This is a genomic window from Microbacterium sp. nov. GSS16 (assembly GCF_028198145.1).
Taxonomy (GTDB): Bacteria; Actinomycetota; Actinomycetes; order Actinomycetales; family Microbacteriaceae; genus Microbacterium.
This window is the reverse complement of the sequence record NZ_CP116338.1, coordinates 2,276,695-2,292,823: the sequence shown is the minus strand read 5'-3', so window position 1 is coordinate 2,292,823 and position 16,129 is coordinate 2,276,695. Positions and strand designations below refer to the sequence as shown.

The window sequence follows — 16,129 nt, the reverse complement described above, 5'->3', positions numbered from 1 at the left end:
GGACAGAAATCAACATGGCGACGTTGCCGCGCTCAGCCTACGCGGGCTGAACGCTCAACGCGACATCTGTGACCGCGACCGGGGCGGGCAGCACCGTGGCGCCCATCAGGTGTCTGTCGATCGCCGCGGCCGCCGAGCGGCCTTCGGCGATCGCCCACACGATGAGGGACTGCCCGCGTCCGGCGTCTCCGGCCACGAACACGCCGGGCACGGCGGTGGCGTACTCGCCGTCGCGTTGCAGGCTGCCGCGGTCGGTCACCACGGGCACGGTGTCTCCGCCGTACGACGCCGTCTCGGGGCCGGTGAACCCCATGGCGATGAGCACGAGCTCGGCCGGGATCTCCCGCTCGGTGCCGCTGCGCGGCACGCGACGGCCGTCCACGTACTCGGTCTCCGCGACGCGCACGGCACGCACACGTCCCTCCGAGTCGCCCAGGAACTCCACGGTGGAGGCCAGGTACGTGCGCTCACCGCCCTCCTCGTGCGCGGACTGCACCTCGAACAGCGTGGGCATGGTCGGCCAGGGCTGGTCTTCGGATCGCACCGTTGCGGGCTGCTTTCCGATCGCGAGGTTGGTCACGCTGCGCGCGCCGTGACGGTGCGCTGTGCCGATGCAGTCCGCGCCGGTGTCGCCGCCGCCGATGACGACGACGTGCTTGCCCGCGGCGGTGATCTGACCGGCGACCTCGTCGCCTGCGCCGACGCGGTTCGCCGGCACGAGGTAGTCCATCGCGAAATGCACGCCGTCGAGGTCTCTTCCGGGGATCGGCAGGTCGCGAGGCACCGTGGCCCCCGTGGCGATCAGCACGGCGTCATAGCGGCCGCGGAGCTCGTCCCATGACAGATCACGGCCGATCTCCACGCCGGCGCGGAAGCGCGTGCCCTCCTCCTCCATCTGCCGTAGGCGCGCGTCGAGGTGCCGCTTCTCCATCTTGAAGTCGGGGATGCCGTAGCGCAGCAGCCCGCCGATGCGGTCGTCGCGCTCGAACACGACGACGGTGTGGCCCGCGCGGGTCAGCTGCTGAGCCGCGGCGAGTCCGGCGGGGCCCGATCCGACGACGGCGACCGTGCGGCCGGTGAGCCGCTGCGGCGGCTGCGGCTCGACCCATCCGTTCTCGAACGCCTGGTCGATGATCGACACCTCGATCTGCTTGATCGTGACCGCCGGCTGGTTGATGCCGAGCACGCACGCGCTCTCGCACGGCGCGGGGCACAGCCGCCCGGTGAACTCCGGGAAGTTGTTCGTCGCATGCAGCCGCTCGATCGCCGCGCGGTCGGCGCCGCGCCAGGTGAGGTCGTTCCATTCCGGGATGAGGTTGCCCAACGGGCATCCGGAATGGCAGAACGGCACACCGCAGTCCATGCAGCGGCCCGCCTGACGCTTCAGCACGGCGCGATCGCCGGGTTCGTAGACCTCTTTCCAGTCCATGATCCGCACCGGCACCGGCCGGCGGGCCGGCAGCTCTCGCTCGGTCGTCTTCAGAAAGCCCTTGGGGTCAGCCACCGGTCACCTCCAGGATCCGGTCCCAGACGACGTCGCCGTCGGGGTCGATCCCCGCGGCCACCGCCTCCTGGCGCATGGTGCGCACCGCTGCGTAGTCGCGCGGCAGCACCTTCGTGAATTCGTTGATGACGCTCTCGAAGTCGTCCAGGAGAGCGGATGCCAGCGGTGACGCCGTCCGCTCGACGTGCTCGACGAGCAGCTCGCGCAGCACCTCGGCGTCGTCGCGCTCGAGCGCGGTGAGAAGCAGCTCGCCGCTCTGCAGCGCCTGGCTGTTCACGCTCGTCGCGCTCAGGCCCCGCACGTACGCGACGCCGCCCGACATCCCCGCACCGAGGTTGCGGCCGGTGTCACCGAGGATGACCGCCACGCCGCCCGTCATGTACTCGAGAGCGTGGTCTCCGACGCCCTCGACGACAGCGGTCGCGCCGGAGTTGCGCACGAGGAAGCGCTCCCCCACGACCCCTGAGATGTACATGCTTCCGCTCGTCGCGCCGTAGCCGATCACGTTCCCGGCGATGACGTTGCGGTGCGGTTCGAACCGCGCATCCCGAGCCGGGCGGATGGTGATGTCTCCGCCCGAGAGGCCCTTGCCCACGTAGTCGTTCGCGTCGCCCTCGAGGCGCAGCACGATCCCCGGTGGCAGGAAGGCCCCGAGCGACTGACCGGCCGTGCCGTGCAGGGTGATGTCGATCGTCTCGCGCGGAAGGCCGGCCGCACCGTGGCGCGCGGTGACGTGGTGTCCGAGCATCGTGCCGACGGCGCGCTCGGTGTTGCGGATGGGCAGCTCGATGACGACCGGCAGCGCGCTGTCGAGCGCCTCCGTCGCATGAGCGAGCAGGGCCGCGTCGAAGTGCTTCTCGAGCTCGTGATCCTGCGCCCTCGCGCTTCTCCTCGGCTCGCCGGCGGGGAATGCCGGCCCTTCGAGGATCGGCGTGAGATCGAGGCCGTCCGTCTTCCAGTGCCTCACGGCCGGGTCGGTGCGCAGCAGGTCGTGCCGGCCGATGATCTCGTCGATCGAGCGGAACCCGAGTGCGGCGAGCAGCTCGCGCACCTCCTCGGCGATGAACTCCATGAAGTTCACCACGAACTCCGGCTTGCCGGTGAAACGCTGTCGCAGCAGCGGGTTCTGGGTCGCCACGCCGACCGGGCACGTGTCGAGATGGCACACCCGCATCAGGATGCAGCCGCTGACGACCAGCGGCGCCGTGGCGAAGCCGAACTCCTCGGCGCCCAGCAGCGCGCCGATGATCACATCGCGCCCGGTCTTCAGCTGGCCGTCGACCTGCACCACCACGCGATCGCGCATGCCGTTGAGCATGAGCGTCTGCTGCACCTCCGCCAGACCCAGCTCCCACGGCGTGCCCGCGTGCTTGAGCGAGTTCAGCGGGCTCGCGCCCGTGCCGCCGTCATGACCCGAGACGAGCACGACGTCGCTGAGCGCTTTGGCCACGCCGGCGGCGACCGCACCGATGCCGGACTGGCTGACCAGCTTGGTGTGGATGCGGGCCTTCGGGTTGGCGCGCTTGAGGTCGAAGATCAGCTGCTTGAGGTCTTCGATCGAGTAGATGTCGTGGTGCGGCGGCGGGGAGATGAGCCCCACCCCCGGGGTCGCGTGCCGCGTGCGCGCCACCCACGGGTACACCTTCTGCGGCGGCAGCTGCCCGCCCTCGCCGGGCTTGGCGCCCTGCGCGAGCTTGATCTGCAGGTCGTCGGCCTCGGTCAGGTACTGGCTCGTCACGCCGAACCGGCCGGAGGCGACCTGCTTGATCGCACTGCGGCGCTCGGGATCGATGAGGCGCTCCGAGTCTTCGCCGCCCTCTCCGGTGTTCGACTTCGCACCCAGGCGGTTCATCGCGATCGCGAGGGTCTCGTGAGCCTCCTGCGAGATCGAGCCGTAGCTCATCGCGCCGGTCGAGAACCTCTTGACGATCGCGCTGACCGGCTCGACCTCGTCGAGGGGAATCGGCGGGCGCTCGCCGGTGCGCAGCTCGAACAGGCCGCGCAGCGTCTTCAGCTCGCGAGCCTGGTCGTCGACCAGCCGGGTGTACTCCCGGAAGATGTCGTAGCGGCGGGTGCGGGTGGCATGCTGAAGCCGGAACACCGTCTCGGGGTTGAACAGGTGAGGTGACCCGTCGCGGCGCCACTGGTATTCGCCGCCGGTCCACAGGCGCTCGTGCGCACGGGGCGCCGCGTCCTGCGGATAGGCGTGGTCGTGACGCTTCTGGTTCTCGGCGTAGACGTCGTCGATTCCGATGCCGCCCAGCTTCGTCTCCGTGCCCGTGAAGTACCGGTCGACGAACTCCTGGCTCAAGCCGATGGCCTCGAACACCTGCGCACCGGCATAGGAGGACACCGTCGAGATGCCCATCTTCGACATGATCTTCAGCACGCCCTTGCCGAGCGCGTGGATCAGGTTGTGCACCGCCTCGTCTGGGGCGATGCCGGTGATGAAGCCGGTGCGCACAAGATGCTCCACCGTCTCCATCGCCAGGTACGGGTTGACCGCGGCTGCGCCGTACCCGATCAGCGTGGCGACGTGGTGCACCTCGCGCACATCCCCCGCCTCGACGATCAGGCCCACCCGCATGCGCGTCTCCTTGCGGATCAGGTGATGGTGCACGGCCGAGAGCATCAGCAGCGACGGGATCGGCACGCGGTCCTTGTCGGAGTCGCGGTCGGAGAGGATGAGGAACTCCGCGCCGCGCTCGATCGCGGCATCGGCTTCCGCGCACATCTCGGCGAGCCGCTCGGGCAGGGACTGGGGCCCGGCGTCGAAGTGGTACAGCCCGCTGAGGGTGGCGCTCGTGCGGCCGGGCAGCGCACGACCAGCGTGCTTGATCTTCGCGAGCTCGTCGTTGTCGATGACCGGGAAGTCCAGGCTCACCGTCCTGGCGTGCTCCGGCCCCCACTCCAGCAGGTTGAGCTGCGGGCCGAGGCCGAGCCGCAGACTCGTGACGACCTCTTCGCGGATCGCGTCGAGCGGCGGGTTGGTGACCTGGGCGAACTGCTGCACGAAGTAGTCGAACAGCAGCCGCGGTCGCTCGCTGAGCACCGCGATCGGCGTGTCGCTGCCCATCGCGCCGAGAGGCTCGGCGCCGGTCTGCCCCATCGGGGTGAGCAGCACCCTCACCTCCTCCTCGGTGTAGCCGAAGGTGCGCTGACGGCGGGTGATGGAGGCCGCAGGATGCACGATGTGCTCGCGCTCGGGCAGATCCGCCAGACGCACGGCGCCGGCATCCAGCCATTCCCGCCAGGGATGCAGGGTGGCGAGGTCCTTCTTGATCTCGGCGTCTTCGATGATCCGGCGCTGCGCGGTGTCGACGAGGAAGAGGTGACCGGGGCGCAGTCGGCCGCGCCGTCTGATCCGTTCGGGCTCGAACTCGAGCACGCCGGTCTCGCTGCCGATGACGACAAGGCCATCGACCGTCTCGGTCCATCGGCCGGGGCGCAGACCGTTGCGATCGAGCGTCGCCCCGACCTGAGTGCCGTCGGTGAAGATGAGCGCCGCGGGGCCGTCCCACGGCTCCATCTGGATGTCGTGGAACTCGTAGAACGCGCGCAGGTCGGGGTCGATGTCGGCCTGCTTCTCCCAGGCCTCCGGAACCATCATCATGATCGCGTGCGGCAGGCTGCGGCCGGTCAGGGTGAGCAGCTCGAGAACCTCGTCGAAGGATGCCGAATCGCTGGCGCTGTCGCTGCAGATCGGCAGCAGCGGTCGGATGTCTCCGAGCAGGTCGGAGCGCAGCTGGGACTGGCGGGCGCGCATCCAGTTGCGGTTGCCGCCGACGGTGTTGATCTCACCGTTGTGCGCCAGCATCCGCAGCGGCTGCGCGAGCGGCCAGGACGGGAACGTGTTGGTCGAGTAGCGCGAGTGCACCACGGCCAGCTCGGAGGCGAATCGCTCGTCCTGCAGGTCGGGATAGAAGGGCTCGAGCTGGAGCGTGGTGAGCATGCCCTTGTAGCCGAGCGTGCGGCACGACAGCGAGACGAAGTAGGCGCCCAGCTCGTGCTCGGCGCGCTTGCGCAACCGGTATGCGAACCGGTCGAGGGTCAGCTGCGAACCGGCGCTCGTGCCGGGGATGCTGACGAACAGCTGCTCGAAGGCCGGACGGGCCTCGTCGGCCAGCGAGCCGAGGTTCTCGTTCGCGGTGGGGACGACCCGCCACCCGAGCACCTCGAGGCCCTCGGCGGCGGCGATGCGCTCGATGCCGGCCTTCTGCTCGCGGCGGGCGCTCGACTCCCGTGGGAGGAACGCGAGTCCCGCGGCGTACTCGCCTGCGGGGGGAAGGTCGAAGGAGACGACCTGGCGGAGGAACGCGTCCGGCATCTGGGTGAGGATGCCGGCGCCATCGCCGGTGCCGGCATCGGAGCCGATTGCACCGCGGTGTTCCAGGTTGCGCAGCGCTTCAAGCGCCAGCGCGATGATGTCATGGCCGGGTTCCCCGCGGAGCGTCGCGACCATGGCCAGGCCGCAGGCATCCTTCTCGTGGGCGGGGTTGTACAGGCCCTGCTTCGGGGGGTAGGCGCCGGAGGCGCCGTAGGGAGGCTGGAAGTACACCAGTCACCGTCCTCAGATTTCGGTGAACCCGGGGACATCATCGGCCCGTGCGTTCAGTGCGATCTCTCGCGCGGAAGGAGGGCCCGGGCGGACCCTCGTGACGGGAGCGGTGCTTGTGGCGGTGGCTCCTAATTTGCTTCGACCGTGACGGGAGGCTCGCTCACGTCGACGAAGTCGGAGGAATTGTCCTGTGATTCTACATCGGCGATCTCCGGCTCTCGACCGCGCACGTAGGGCGACGGCTCGACACCGGGGTGACGACGGGTCTGCACGATGAAGATGACGATGCCGACGATGACGCCGATGATCGCGGCCCATACGTTGCTGCGCAGTCCGAAGAGGACCTCGCTCGGGTCGATCCGGATGGACTCCCAGACGATGCGGCCCGCGCTGTACCAGATGAGGTACAGGGCGAAGAGCTTGCCCCACTGCAGGCGGAAACGGTGTCCCGCCCACAGCAGCACGAGCACGCCGAGGCCGTTCCAGACGACCTCGTAGAGGAAGGTGGGGTGGAACAGCGTGCCCTCGGCGAGTCCCGGAGGGAAGGACGGGTTGGTGGACTCGATCTCGAGGCCCCAGGGCACGTCGGTCGGCAGGCCGAAGAGCTCGTGGTTGAACCAGTTTCCGAATCGGCCCATCGCCTGCGCGAGCAGGATGCCGGGTGCGAGGGCATCGGCGAAGGTCCAGAACCGGATGCCCGTCCACTTGCAGCCGAGCCACGCGCCGACCGCACCGCCGAGCAGGGCGCCGAAGATGGCGATGCCACCCTCCCAGATCGCCCACACCGAGCCGTACTCGAACGGGTTCCACGTGTTCCTGCCCGGCCCGAAGTAGAAGTTCGGGTGGGTGAGGACGTGGAAGATCCGGGCGCCGATGATGCCGAGCGGCACGGCGATGATCGCGATGTCGATCACGACCCACTTCTCCGCGCCGCGCCTGGAGAGCCGGTGGTTCGTCAGCAGCACCGCGGCGATGATGCCGGCGATGATGCACAGCGCGTAGTAGTGGATCGTCAGCGGGCCGATCTGGAAGCTGCTCTCCGGCGGGCTCGGGATGCTCGCAGGCACGACGGAAAGGCTGCTGAAGGGCGCGAAGGGCATGAGAGAGATCCTAGTATCGCGTCGTCGGCGTACCGCCGGCGAGGGTTCTGGTGGTTTCGGCGAGAGCATCGATCCCGCCGTCGCGGAGCGCCTTGACGAGCGCGGTGCCGACGATTGCGCCGTCGGCGTACTCGACCACGCCCGCGACCTGCTCGGCGTTCGAGATGCCGATGCCGACGCAGGCGTGCACCTCGCCGCGCGAGCGCATCCGCTCGACGAGCGTGCGGGCGGCCAGGTCGAGCGCAGCGCGCTCGCCCGTGATCCCCATGGTCGACACCGTGTAGACGAAGCCCGTCGATGACGAGATGACCAGATCGAGTCGCTCGTCGCTCGACGTGGGCGCGGCGAGGAAGATCCGGTCGAGGCCCGTGCGCCTGCTGGCTTCGATCCACTCCCCCGCCGACTCCGGCGTGATATCGGGAGTGATGAGTCCTGCCCCGCCGGCGGCGAGCAGGTCGTCGGCATAGCGGTCGACGCCGTACTGCATCACCGGGTTCCAGTACGTCATGACGACGACGGGCACGTCGGTCTCGTCGGTGATCGCCTTGACGGCGGTGAACAGATCGCGCATCCGGAAGCCGTTCGCGAGCGCGTGCTGCGTCGCCTCCTGGATGACCGCGCCGTCCATCACCGGGTCGGAGTAGGGCGGGCCCAGCTCGATGATGTCGACGCCGTTGCGGGCGATCGTCAGCGCGGCCTGGATGCTCGTATCGAGATCGGGGAAGCCCACGGGCAGGTAGCCGATGAACGCGCCCCGTCCCGCCTCGTGCGCTCTGCGGATGGCATCCTCGACGCGGCTCACTCCGCGCTCCCCTCAGCGTCGCCGGCTGCCCCGTCGTACAGCTCGAAGTACCGGGCGGCGGTGTCCATGTCCTTGTCGCCGCGGCCCGAGAGGCAGATCGCGATGAGGCCCTCGGGGCCGAGCTCGCGGCCGATGCGCAGCGCGCCGGCCAGGGCGTGTGCCGACTCGATCGCGGGGATGATCCCCTCCGTCCTGCTGAGCAGCCGGAGAGCCTGCATGGCCTCGTCGTCGGTGGCGGGGATGTATTCGGCTCGGCCGATCGCGCTGAGCCAGGAGTGCTCCGGTCCGACCCCGGGGTAGTCGAGACCGGCGGAGATGGAGTGCGACTCGACGGTCTGCCCGTCCTCGTCCTGGAGGACGTACGTCTTCGCCCCGTGCAGCACACCCGGTCGGCCGCGCCCGATCGACGCCGCGTGCCGCGGCGTGTCGACGCCGTCACCGGCCGCCTCGACGCCATACAGCTTCACATTCTGGTCATCGAGGAACGCGTCGAACATGCCGATGGCGTTCGATCCGCCGCCGACGCAGGCGACGACGGCATCCGGCAGCCGGCCGGCCTCTGCGAGCAGCTGCTCGCGGGCCTCCTCGCCGATGATCTTCTGGAAGTCGCGCACCATCGCGGGGAACGGATGCGGGCCGGCCGCCGTTCCGAAGATGTAATTTGTGGTCTCGACGCTGGCGACCCAGTCACGGTACGCGTCGTTGATGGCGTCTTTCAGCGTGCGGGATCCTGTGGTCACCGCGACCACCTCGGCGCCGAGCAGGCGCATGCGGGCGACGTTGAGCGCCTGGCGCTCGGTGTCGACCTCGCCCATGTAGATCGTGCAGTCCAGGCCGAACAGGGCAGCCGCCGTCGCCGTCGCCACGCCGTGCTGGCCGGCCCCGGTCTCGGCGATCACGCGGGTCTTGCCGAGGCGCTTGGTGAGCAGCGCCTGGCCGAGCACGTTGTTGATCTTGTGCGAGCCGGTGTGATTGAGGTCCTCCCGCTTGAGGAACACGCGCGCTCCGCCCGCGTGCTCGGCGAAGCGCGGCACCTCGGTGATCGGCGAGGGACGCCCGGCGTAGGAGTGCAGGAGCGTCGCCAGCTCGGAGCGGAACGCGGGGTCGGCGATCGCGTCCTCGTAGGCGGCGGCGAGCTCGTCGATGGCGGCGACGAGCGACTCGGGCATGTACCTGCCGCCGAAGTCGCCGAAGAACGGACCGTGCTGCGCGCGCAGGCTCATGAGCGCCTCTCGATGTCTCGGATCGGGCGGTCGCCGGCCGCCAGGAAAGTGCTCAGCGTGGCCACCGGATCGCCGGTGACGAGCGCTTCGCCGATGAGGACGACATCCGCACCGGCGTCCCGGTACCGCGCGACGTCGTCTGGCTGCAGCACGGCCGACTCCGCGATGCGGATCGATGAGTCGGGGATGCGGTCGGAGAGCCGCGCGAACAGGTCGCGGTCGAGCTCGAGGGTGTGCAGGTTGCGCGCGTTCACGCCGATCAGGTCGGCGCCGAGGTCGATCGCGACCTCGAGCTCCTCGGCGGAGTGCGTCTCGACCAGCGGGGTCATCCCGAGCTCGATGATGAGTCCGTGCAGCTCGGTGAGCACGGTGCGAGACAGACCGGCGACGATGAGCAGCACGAGGTCTGCTCCGGCGGCGCGCGCTTCGAGCACCTGGTACGGGGTGGCGACGAAGTCCTTGCGCAGAACCGGCACCGAGACGCGGTCGGTGACCGCCTCGAGGTCGACGAGGCTGCCGCCGAAGCGGCGTTCTTCGGTCAGCACGCTGATCGCCGAGGCGCCGCCCTGCTCGTACAGCGAGGCCTGCAGCGCGGGATCGGGGATCTCGGCGAGGGCACCGCGGGACGGGCTGGCACGCTTGACCTCGGCGATGATCTTCACACGGTCGGCAGGGGCGAGTGCTGCGAGCACATCACGAGCTGCGGGTCGAGCCGCGGCGTCGCGCTCGACGACGGCGAGCGGACGCGAGATCGCGCGCCGCTCGGCATCCTCCACGGCGCCGGCCGTAAGGTCGGCGAGCACCATCAGTGCGCCTTCGGCGCGTACTTCGGGCCCTTCACACCCCAGCCGGCCTTCGCCATCACCCAGCCGACGATCGCGCCGATCACGATGACCGCGGCGCAGACCCAGACCGCGATGGGCTGGTTCAGGCAGAAGAAGACCGTACCGGCGGTGAAGCCGACGAGCATGATCACGACGGCGGTCCAGGCAGCAGGCGAGTGTCCGTGGCCGGGATCGGCGATCGGGTTGGTCATGTTCTCCTCCGGGTGGTTAGGCGATGCTGACAGTCTACCGGGCCGAGTCCGTCGGATCGGTGCCGTGCGACAGCTCGTCCCAGGAATCGACGGCGTCGAGCGGCCCCGAGCTGCGCTGCGCGCTCCCGGTCGTGGATCGGTAGCGCCGGCCGCCAGCCGGCCAGCGGCGTGCGGTGACGAGCACGAACAGGGACGCCAGCCCGAGCACCACCCAGCACAGCAGAGCGATCACCGGCCACGGCGTCGCGGTGACGGCGGCCACGACCTCACGCACAGATTCCTCGCCGCCCAGGCCGGTGACCTCGGTGATCGCCGGGGCCACGGCGGCGATCGGCGCCGACCCGATCAGGGGCGCGGTGCCGAGGATCAGGGTGAAGGCCGCACCCGCGCCGAGCACGGCGAGAATGTGGCGAAGCACGGGACCGGCGATCGACAGCGCGGCTCCCAGGGCGAGCACCGCCAGCGACAGCGGCGCGAGCAGCGGGTAGAGCACGGCCCCGGTGACGGTGAGGGTCTCCCCCGCATCGGCGCGCTGCACCGTCGCCCACACCTGGGTCGAGGAGATGATCCCGATCCCCCCGGCGAGCAGGAATGCCAGGACACCGAGCATGCGGGCGCGGCGCAGCACGTCAGGACACTCCGCTCGAAGACAGTTCGCGCCCGTCGAAGCAGGTTCGCGTTCCGGTGTGGCAGGCGGGTCCCTGCTGGTCGACCTGCAGCAGGATCGTGTCGGCATCGCAGTCGACGGCGACGCTGATCACCCGCTGCGTGTTGCCCGAGGTGTCGCCCTTGCGCCAGTACTCCCGGCGCGATCGCGACCAGTACACGGCGCGACCGCCGGTCAGGGTGCGGTGCAGCGCCTCGGCATCCATCCACGCCAGCATGAGCACCTCGCGCGTGTCGTGCTGCTGCACGATCACAGGAGCGAGGCCGGCGTCGTTCCAGGCGATCTGCGCGACGTCGTCGCTCATCAGCGCACCACCACCCCTTCGGCCCGCAGGGCCTCCTTGACCTCGCCGATCGTGAGCTGCCCGCTGTGGAACACGCTGGCCGCGAGCACGGCATCCGCCCCCGCCTCGATGGCCGGTGCGAAATCGCCGACGTCGCCGGCGCCTCCAGAGGCGATGACCGGCACGGCCGACGCCTCGCGCATCACGCGCATCAGCTCGAGGTCGAAGCCGTCTTTCGTGCCGTCGGCGTCGATCGAGTTGACCAGCAGCTCTCCGGCGCCGCGCTCGATGGCCTCGCGCGCCCAGTCGAGCGCGTCGAGGGTCGTCTCGGTGCGCCCGCCGTGGGTCGTGACGGCGAAACCCGAGGGCGTCGTCGTCGCGCGCTTGACGTCGAGCGAGAGAACGAGCACCTGGGCGCCGAACCGATCGGCGATCTCGCCGATGAGCGCGGGCCGGGCGATGGCGGCGGAATTGACTCCCACCTTGTCTGCGCCGACCGATAGCAGACGGGCCACGTCGTCGACGCTGCGCACGCCGCCACCCACGGTGAGCGGCACGAACACGTTCTCGGCGGTGCGCTGCACGACGTCGTAGGTTGTCGCCCTCGCATCCACCGTGGCGGTCACGTCGAGGAACGTGATCTCATCCGCGCCCTGGGCCGCATAGTGCGAGGCGAGCTCGACGGGGTCTCCCATGTCGCGCAGATTCTGGAAGTTGACGCCCTTCACCACGCGTCCGGCGGCGACATCCAGACATGGGATCACCCGCGCGGCGAGGGTCATCAGAGCCTCGCCGCGTCGATCGCGGTGACGAGGATCGCCCGGGCGCCCAGCGCGTACAGGTCGTCCATCACCTGGTTCACGCCCTTGCGCGGAACCATGACTCGCACGGCGACCCACTCGGGGTCGCGCAGCGGCGAGATGGTCGGCGACTCCCGACCTCCGGCGATCTCGACGGCCTGGTCGACGAGGTGAGCGGGGAGGTCGTAGTCGAGCAGCACGTACTGCCGCGCGACCATGACGCCGCGCAGGCGACGCAGCAGCCGGTCGGTGCCGGGCACGTCACCCGGCCGGCTGATCAGCACCGCCTCGGACTGGATGATGACGGGGCCGAAGATCTCCAGACCCGCCTGACGCAGCGTCGTGCCCGTCTCGACCACATCGGCGATCACATCGGCGACGCCGAGACGCACGGCCGATTCGACCGCGCCGTCCAGTGGGACGAGCCGAGCGGTCACGCCGTTCTCGCGGAGGAAGTCGTCGACCAGGCCAGGGTAGGCGGAGGCCACGCGCACGCCGTCGAGGTCGTCGATCGACGAGTAGCGCCCGGGGGGCGCCGCGAATCGGAACGTCGACCGGGCGAAGCCCAGCTGCTCGATCTCGCGCGCGTCGTCCTGACGCACGTCGCGCAGCAGGTCGCGTCCGGTGATGCCGACGTCGAGGGCTCCGGATGCCACATAGGTGGCGATGTCACGGGGACGCAGGTAGAAGAACTCCACGTCGCTGTCGGCATCTATGACGTGCAGGGTCTTGGGGTCGCGGCGACCGGTGTATCCGGCCTCCGCGAGCATCTCGGCGGCTGTCTCGGAGAGCGAGCCCTTGTTCGGAACGGCGATGCGCAGCATGGATGTCTTTCGTCTGATGTGAACGGTGGTCTGAGCCTCGCTCACAGATGTCGGTAGACGTCCTCCAGCGTCAGCCCCTTCGCGAGCATCATCACCTGCAGGTGGTACAGCAGCTGGGAGATCTCCTCGGCGGCCTCATCGTCCGACTGGTACTCGGCGGCCATCCACACCTCGGCCGCCTCCTCGACGATCTTCTTGCCGATCGCATGCACTCCGCGATCCAGCTGTGCGACGGTGCCCGATCCCTCGGGGCGCTCCTGCGCGGTGGCGCTGAGCTCGGCGAACAGTTCGTCGAAAGTCTTCACGATTCCAGGCTAGCCGCTCGCGCGCGCTCACGAAGACCGATGACCGCCGCCTCGATGTCGGCTGCGCCGTACACCGCCGAGCCTGCGACGAACGTGTCGGCGCCCGCCGCGGCGGCCTGCGCGATCGTGTCGGACGAGATCCCGCCGTCGACCTGCAGCCAGACATCCGATCCGCGCCTGCGCGCCTCGTCGTGCAGCGCCCGCAGCTTCGGCATGGTCTCCGGCATGAAACCCTGGCCTCCGAAGCCGGGCTCGACGGTCATCACCAGGATCTGGTCGAACTCGTCGATGATGTCGTAGAGCGCTTCCCCCGCTGTGCCGGGCTTGATCGCGACGCCGGCGCGTGCCCCCATCCCGCGTAGGCGCCTGGCGAGCGCGACGGGGTCGGCGGCGGCCTCGAGATGGAAGGTGACGCTGGCCGCGCCGAGCTCGGCGTAGGCCGGTGCCCACCGATCGGGGTCGGTGATCATCAGGTGCACGTCGAGCGGGATCGGGCTGGTCGCCTGGATCCGCTCGACCATCTGCGGGCCGAAGGTGAGGTTCGGCACGAAGTGGTTGTCCATCACGTCGACGTGGGCGAAGTCGGCCGATGCGATGCGGCCGAGCTCGGCCTGCATGTTCGCGAAATCGGCGGCGAGGATGCTCGGGTTGATGCGCGGTGCGGTGGGGAGGGTCACGATGCGGTCCTTTCCTGGTCGGTGCGCTGCAGCAGTGCGAGGAACATGGCGTCGGTGCCGTGACGGTGCGGCCACAGCTGCACGCTGCCGCTGCCTGGCCCCTCAGCCGTGCGCGGCGCGAGGTCGATGGGCGATCGCGACACGCCCGTCATGACCGCTCGGGCGTCGAGCTCGACGATGTCGTCCCGGCGTCGCAGGATCTCGGTGACGACCCCCGTCGTCTCGGCCAGATGAGGCGAGCAGGTGGCGTAGCCGACGATGCCCCCTGGCACCAGCGCGTCGATCGCGGCGTCGAGCAGCTGCGTCTGCAGCTCCACGAGCTCGGCGACGTCCTCCGGTGACTTGCGCCACCGCGCCTCCGGGCGCCGGCGCAGCGCGCCGAGACCGGTGCAGGGCGCGTCGACGAGGATGCGATCGAAGAAGGCCGGATGCTGCGCCGCCAGCACGCGTCCGTCCTCCTCGTGCACGGGCACTTCGACCGGCAGCGGGCGCACGGCATGGCGCACGAGCCCGGCTCTCGCGGGGATGACCTCGTTCGCTTCGAGGTCCGCGCCGGCTTCGCGCGCGAGTGCGGCGAGCATCGCGGTCTTCCCCCCGGGCCCTGCGCACAGGTCCAGCCACCGCTCCCCCGCCCGCACCGGGGCTGCGGCGGCCAGCGCGAGCGCGACGAGCTGAGAGCCCTCGTCCTGCACGCGGATGGTGCCGTTCGCGTCGGCGATGACCCGGCGCGGGTCTCCGCCGGGCGATCCGAACGCGGTGGGCGCGTACGGGCGCCGCGGGGATCCGGGCTCGGCGAGCCCGGGAAGCGCAGCCAGCGTGACCTCGGGCGCGTCGTTGTCGGATGCCAGCAGGGCGTCGAGCTCGTCTCCTCGTCCCTCCGCGGCGAGGGCGCGTCGGAGCGCGCGGATCACCCAGACGGGATGGGCGGTCCGCAGCGCGAGACGCTCGTCGTCCGAACGGGCACCCGCTTCGATTCGCTGCTGCCAGGCGTCGGCGTCGTCGCGGCCGATCCGGCGCAGCACCGCGTTGGCGAATCCGGACGCGCCGCGTCCCGCCTCGGCGGCGACCAGCGAGACCGATTCGTTCACCGCCGCGTGCGCAGCGACGCGGGTGGAGAGCAGCTGGTGGGCGCCGAGGCGCAGGGCGTCCAGCACCACCGGATCGATCTGCTCCACGGGCCGGCCGGCCGCCTCGGCGATGATCGCGTCGTACGTGCCACGGCGGCGCAGGGTGCCGTAGGCGAGCTCGGTGGCGAGTCCCGCGTCCTGCGGGTTCAGGTTCGCGTCGCCGATCAGCTTCGGCAGCAGCAGGTTGGCATACGCGTCGTCGTCCGAGACGGCACGCAGCACGTCGTAGGCGACCCAGCGGGCGGCCTGTACCTTGGGGGCGCTCACGATCCGGCCCTCGCCGAGCCGCCGTCACGCAGGCCCCGCCACCAGTCGGCGGCGTCCATCGGCCCCTTGCCCGCCGGCTGCATACGGGTGACCGCGAGGGGCGTCGTGCCGGTGCCGATGAGCACGGCCGCCTTGGCGCCGTGCATCGTGCCGGGATCGAGCCGCGGGGAGTCGGCGGGGGCGGGCGCGGCGTGCAGGATCTTCAGCCGGGCGCCGCCGACGGTCGTGTGCGCGCCCGGCTCGGGGGTGACTCCGCGGTAGCGGGCGTACACCTGCTCGAAGGGCGCGCTCCAGTCGATCGCGCCGTCGTCGAGCGTGAGCTTCGGGGCGAGGGTCGGATCGCCTTCCTGCGGCCGAGCCAGGGCGGTGCCGTCGGCGATGTCGGCGACGACGTCGAGGGTGAGCGAGGCGCCGTCCTTCGCGAGCACCTCGAGAGCGACGTCCGCCGTGGCATCGTCCGGCACGGCGACCGGGCGCATCGCGAAGACGTCACCCGCGTCGAGTGCCGCCACGAGCTGGAACACGGCGACTCCCAGCTCGGCGTCGCCCGCGATCAGGGCACGCTGCACGGGCGCGGCGCCGCGCCAGCGCGGCAGCAACGAGAAGTGCAGATTGATCCAGCCCTTCTCCGGGGTCGACAGCAGCGGCTCGCGCACGATCCCGCCGTAGGCGACGATCACGCCCAGCGCGGCGCCGAGGGTCCGCACCTGCTCCGACACGCCGTCGTCGAGACGCGCCGCCTTGATGACGGGCAGACCCAGCTGCTCGGCCGCCGCGGCGACGGGTGATGCGGTCAGCACGCGCTTGCGCCCGAGCGGCGCGTCGGGGCGAGTGATCACCGCCGCGATCTCGTGCTCTGCTGCCAGGGCGCGCAGGGTGGGGACGGCGACGGCGGGGGTGCCTGCGAAGACGAGGCGCATGGAAGGTTCTCCGGTCGGTCGAGCGGTGTTCGGGTG

General features: G+C 70.3%; 15 protein-coding genes. All 15 read right to left on the bottom strand.

The annotated features are described in order from the left end of the window. Nucleotides 1-37: 37 nt before the first annotated feature. Nucleotides 38-1,504, bottom strand: a complete 1,467-nt coding sequence (locus tag PGB26_RS10910) for a glutamate synthase subunit beta (protein WP_271637628.1) — start codon at nucleotides 1,502-1,504, stop codon at nucleotides 38-40. Then, the gene (gene gltB / locus PGB26_RS10905; protein ID WP_442922981.1) at nucleotides 1,497-6,062 is read right to left on the bottom strand and encodes a glutamate synthase large subunit; all 4,566 of its coding nucleotides are present in this window, start codon (nucleotides 6,060-6,062) and stop codon (nucleotides 1,497-1,499) included. Before gltB ends, PGB26_RS10910 begins: the two co-directional genes overlap by 8 nt. Before the next feature lie 128 nt (nucleotides 6,063-6,190). After that, entirely contained in the window at nucleotides 6,191-7,162 is a 972-nt protein-coding gene (lgt, locus tag PGB26_RS10900) for a prolipoprotein diacylglyceryl transferase (RefSeq protein WP_271637627.1), read from the bottom strand. 10 nt (nucleotides 7,163-7,172) lie between these two features. Continuing rightward, nucleotides 7,173-7,964 carry a tryptophan synthase subunit alpha gene (gene trpA / locus PGB26_RS10895; protein ID WP_271637626.1) on the bottom strand — a complete coding sequence of 264 codons (792 nt, stop codon included), beginning with the start codon at nucleotides 7,962-7,964 and terminating at the stop codon, nucleotides 7,173-7,175. Further along, a complete protein-coding gene (gene trpB / locus PGB26_RS10890; protein WP_271637625.1) occupies nucleotides 7,961-9,187 on the bottom strand; it encodes a tryptophan synthase subunit beta in 1,227 nt (408 codons plus the stop codon). Before trpB ends, trpA begins: the two co-directional genes overlap by 4 nt. Continuing rightward, the gene (gene trpC / locus PGB26_RS10885) at nucleotides 9,184-9,990 is read right to left on the bottom strand and encodes an indole-3-glycerol phosphate synthase TrpC (RefSeq protein WP_271639648.1); all 807 of its coding nucleotides are present in this window, start codon (nucleotides 9,988-9,990) and stop codon (nucleotides 9,184-9,186) included. Before trpC ends, trpB begins: the two co-directional genes overlap by 4 nt. Before the next feature lie 2 nt (nucleotides 9,991-9,992). Continuing rightward, entirely contained in the window at nucleotides 9,993-10,223 is a 231-nt protein-coding gene (locus tag PGB26_RS10880; RefSeq protein WP_271637624.1) for an HGxxPAAW family protein, read from the bottom strand. Between the two features lie 34 nt (nucleotides 10,224-10,257). Continuing rightward, nucleotides 10,258-10,851, bottom strand: coding sequence for a Trp biosynthesis-associated membrane protein (locus tag PGB26_RS10875; protein ID WP_271637623.1), 594 nt, complete (start codon nucleotides 10,849-10,851; stop codon nucleotides 10,258-10,260). Nucleotide 10,852: 1 nt separating this feature from the next. Further along, nucleotides 10,853-11,194 (bottom strand): phosphoribosyl-AMP cyclohydrolase, encoded by a 342-nt coding sequence (hisI, locus tag PGB26_RS10870; protein WP_271637621.1) that lies wholly within the window; start codon nucleotides 11,192-11,194, stop codon nucleotides 10,853-10,855. After that, nucleotides 11,194-11,955: an imidazole glycerol phosphate synthase subunit HisF gene (hisF, locus tag PGB26_RS10865; RefSeq protein WP_271637620.1), complete on the bottom strand. Its 762-nt coding sequence runs from the start codon at nucleotides 11,953-11,955 to the stop codon at nucleotides 11,194-11,196. The genes hisI and hisF overlap by 1 nt, the downstream gene beginning before the upstream one ends. Next, nucleotides 11,955-12,797: an ATP phosphoribosyltransferase gene (hisG, locus tag PGB26_RS10860; protein WP_271637619.1), complete on the bottom strand. Its 843-nt coding sequence runs from the start codon at nucleotides 12,795-12,797 to the stop codon at nucleotides 11,955-11,957. Before hisG ends, hisF begins: the two co-directional genes overlap by 1 nt. A 41-nt stretch (nucleotides 12,798-12,838) precedes the next feature. Next, nucleotides 12,839-13,102 (bottom strand): phosphoribosyl-ATP diphosphatase, encoded by a 264-nt coding sequence (locus tag PGB26_RS10855; RefSeq protein ID WP_271637618.1) that lies wholly within the window; start codon nucleotides 13,100-13,102, stop codon nucleotides 12,839-12,841. Further along, the gene (gene rpe, locus PGB26_RS10850; RefSeq protein ID WP_271639647.1) at nucleotides 13,099-13,719 is read right to left on the bottom strand and encodes a ribulose-phosphate 3-epimerase; all 621 of its coding nucleotides are present in this window, start codon (nucleotides 13,717-13,719) and stop codon (nucleotides 13,099-13,101) included. Before rpe ends, PGB26_RS10855 begins: the two co-directional genes overlap by 4 nt. Nucleotides 13,720-13,775: 56 nt before the next feature. After that, nucleotides 13,776-15,173, bottom strand: coding sequence for an RsmB/NOP family class I SAM-dependent RNA methyltransferase (locus PGB26_RS10845; RefSeq protein ID WP_271637617.1), 1,398 nt, complete (start codon nucleotides 15,171-15,173; stop codon nucleotides 13,776-13,778). Then, complete coding sequence (gene fmt / locus PGB26_RS10840; RefSeq protein WP_271637616.1) at nucleotides 15,170-16,093, bottom strand: methionyl-tRNA formyltransferase; 924 nt, start codon at nucleotides 16,091-16,093, stop codon at nucleotides 15,170-15,172. The genes PGB26_RS10845 and fmt overlap by 4 nt, the downstream gene beginning before the upstream one ends. Between the last annotated feature and the right edge of the window lie 36 nt (nucleotides 16,094-16,129).

Excerpts from the sequence above, each read along its gene's own strand:
- lgt (WP_271637627.1), bottom strand. The coding sequence starts at position 7,162 with ATGCCCTTCGCGCCCTTCAGCAGCCTTTCCGTCGTGCCTGCGAGCATC.
- trpB (WP_271637625.1), bottom strand. The coding sequence starts at position 9,187 with ATGAGCCTGCGCGCGCAGCACGGTCCGTTCTTCGGCGACTTCGGCGGC.
- PGB26_RS10880 (WP_271637624.1), bottom strand. The coding sequence starts at position 10,223 with ATGACCAACCCGATCGCCGATCCCGGCCACGGACACTCGCCTGCTGCC.
- hisI (WP_271637621.1), bottom strand. The coding sequence starts at position 11,194 with ATGAGCGACGACGTCGCGCAGATCGCCTGGAACGACGCCGGCCTCGCT.
- hisF (WP_271637620.1), bottom strand. The coding sequence starts at position 11,955 with ATGACCCTCGCCGCGCGGGTGATCCCATGTCTGGATGTCGCCGCCGGA.
- hisG (WP_271637619.1), bottom strand. The coding sequence starts at position 12,797 with ATGCTGCGCATCGCCGTTCCGAACAAGGGCTCGCTCTCCGAGACAGCC.
- rpe (WP_271639647.1), bottom strand. The coding sequence starts at position 13,719 with ATGCAGGCCGAGCTCGGCCGCATCGCATCGGCCGACTTCGCCCACGTC.
- fmt (WP_271637616.1), bottom strand. The coding sequence starts at position 16,093 with ATGCGCCTCGTCTTCGCAGGCACCCCCGCCGTCGCCGTCCCCACCCTG.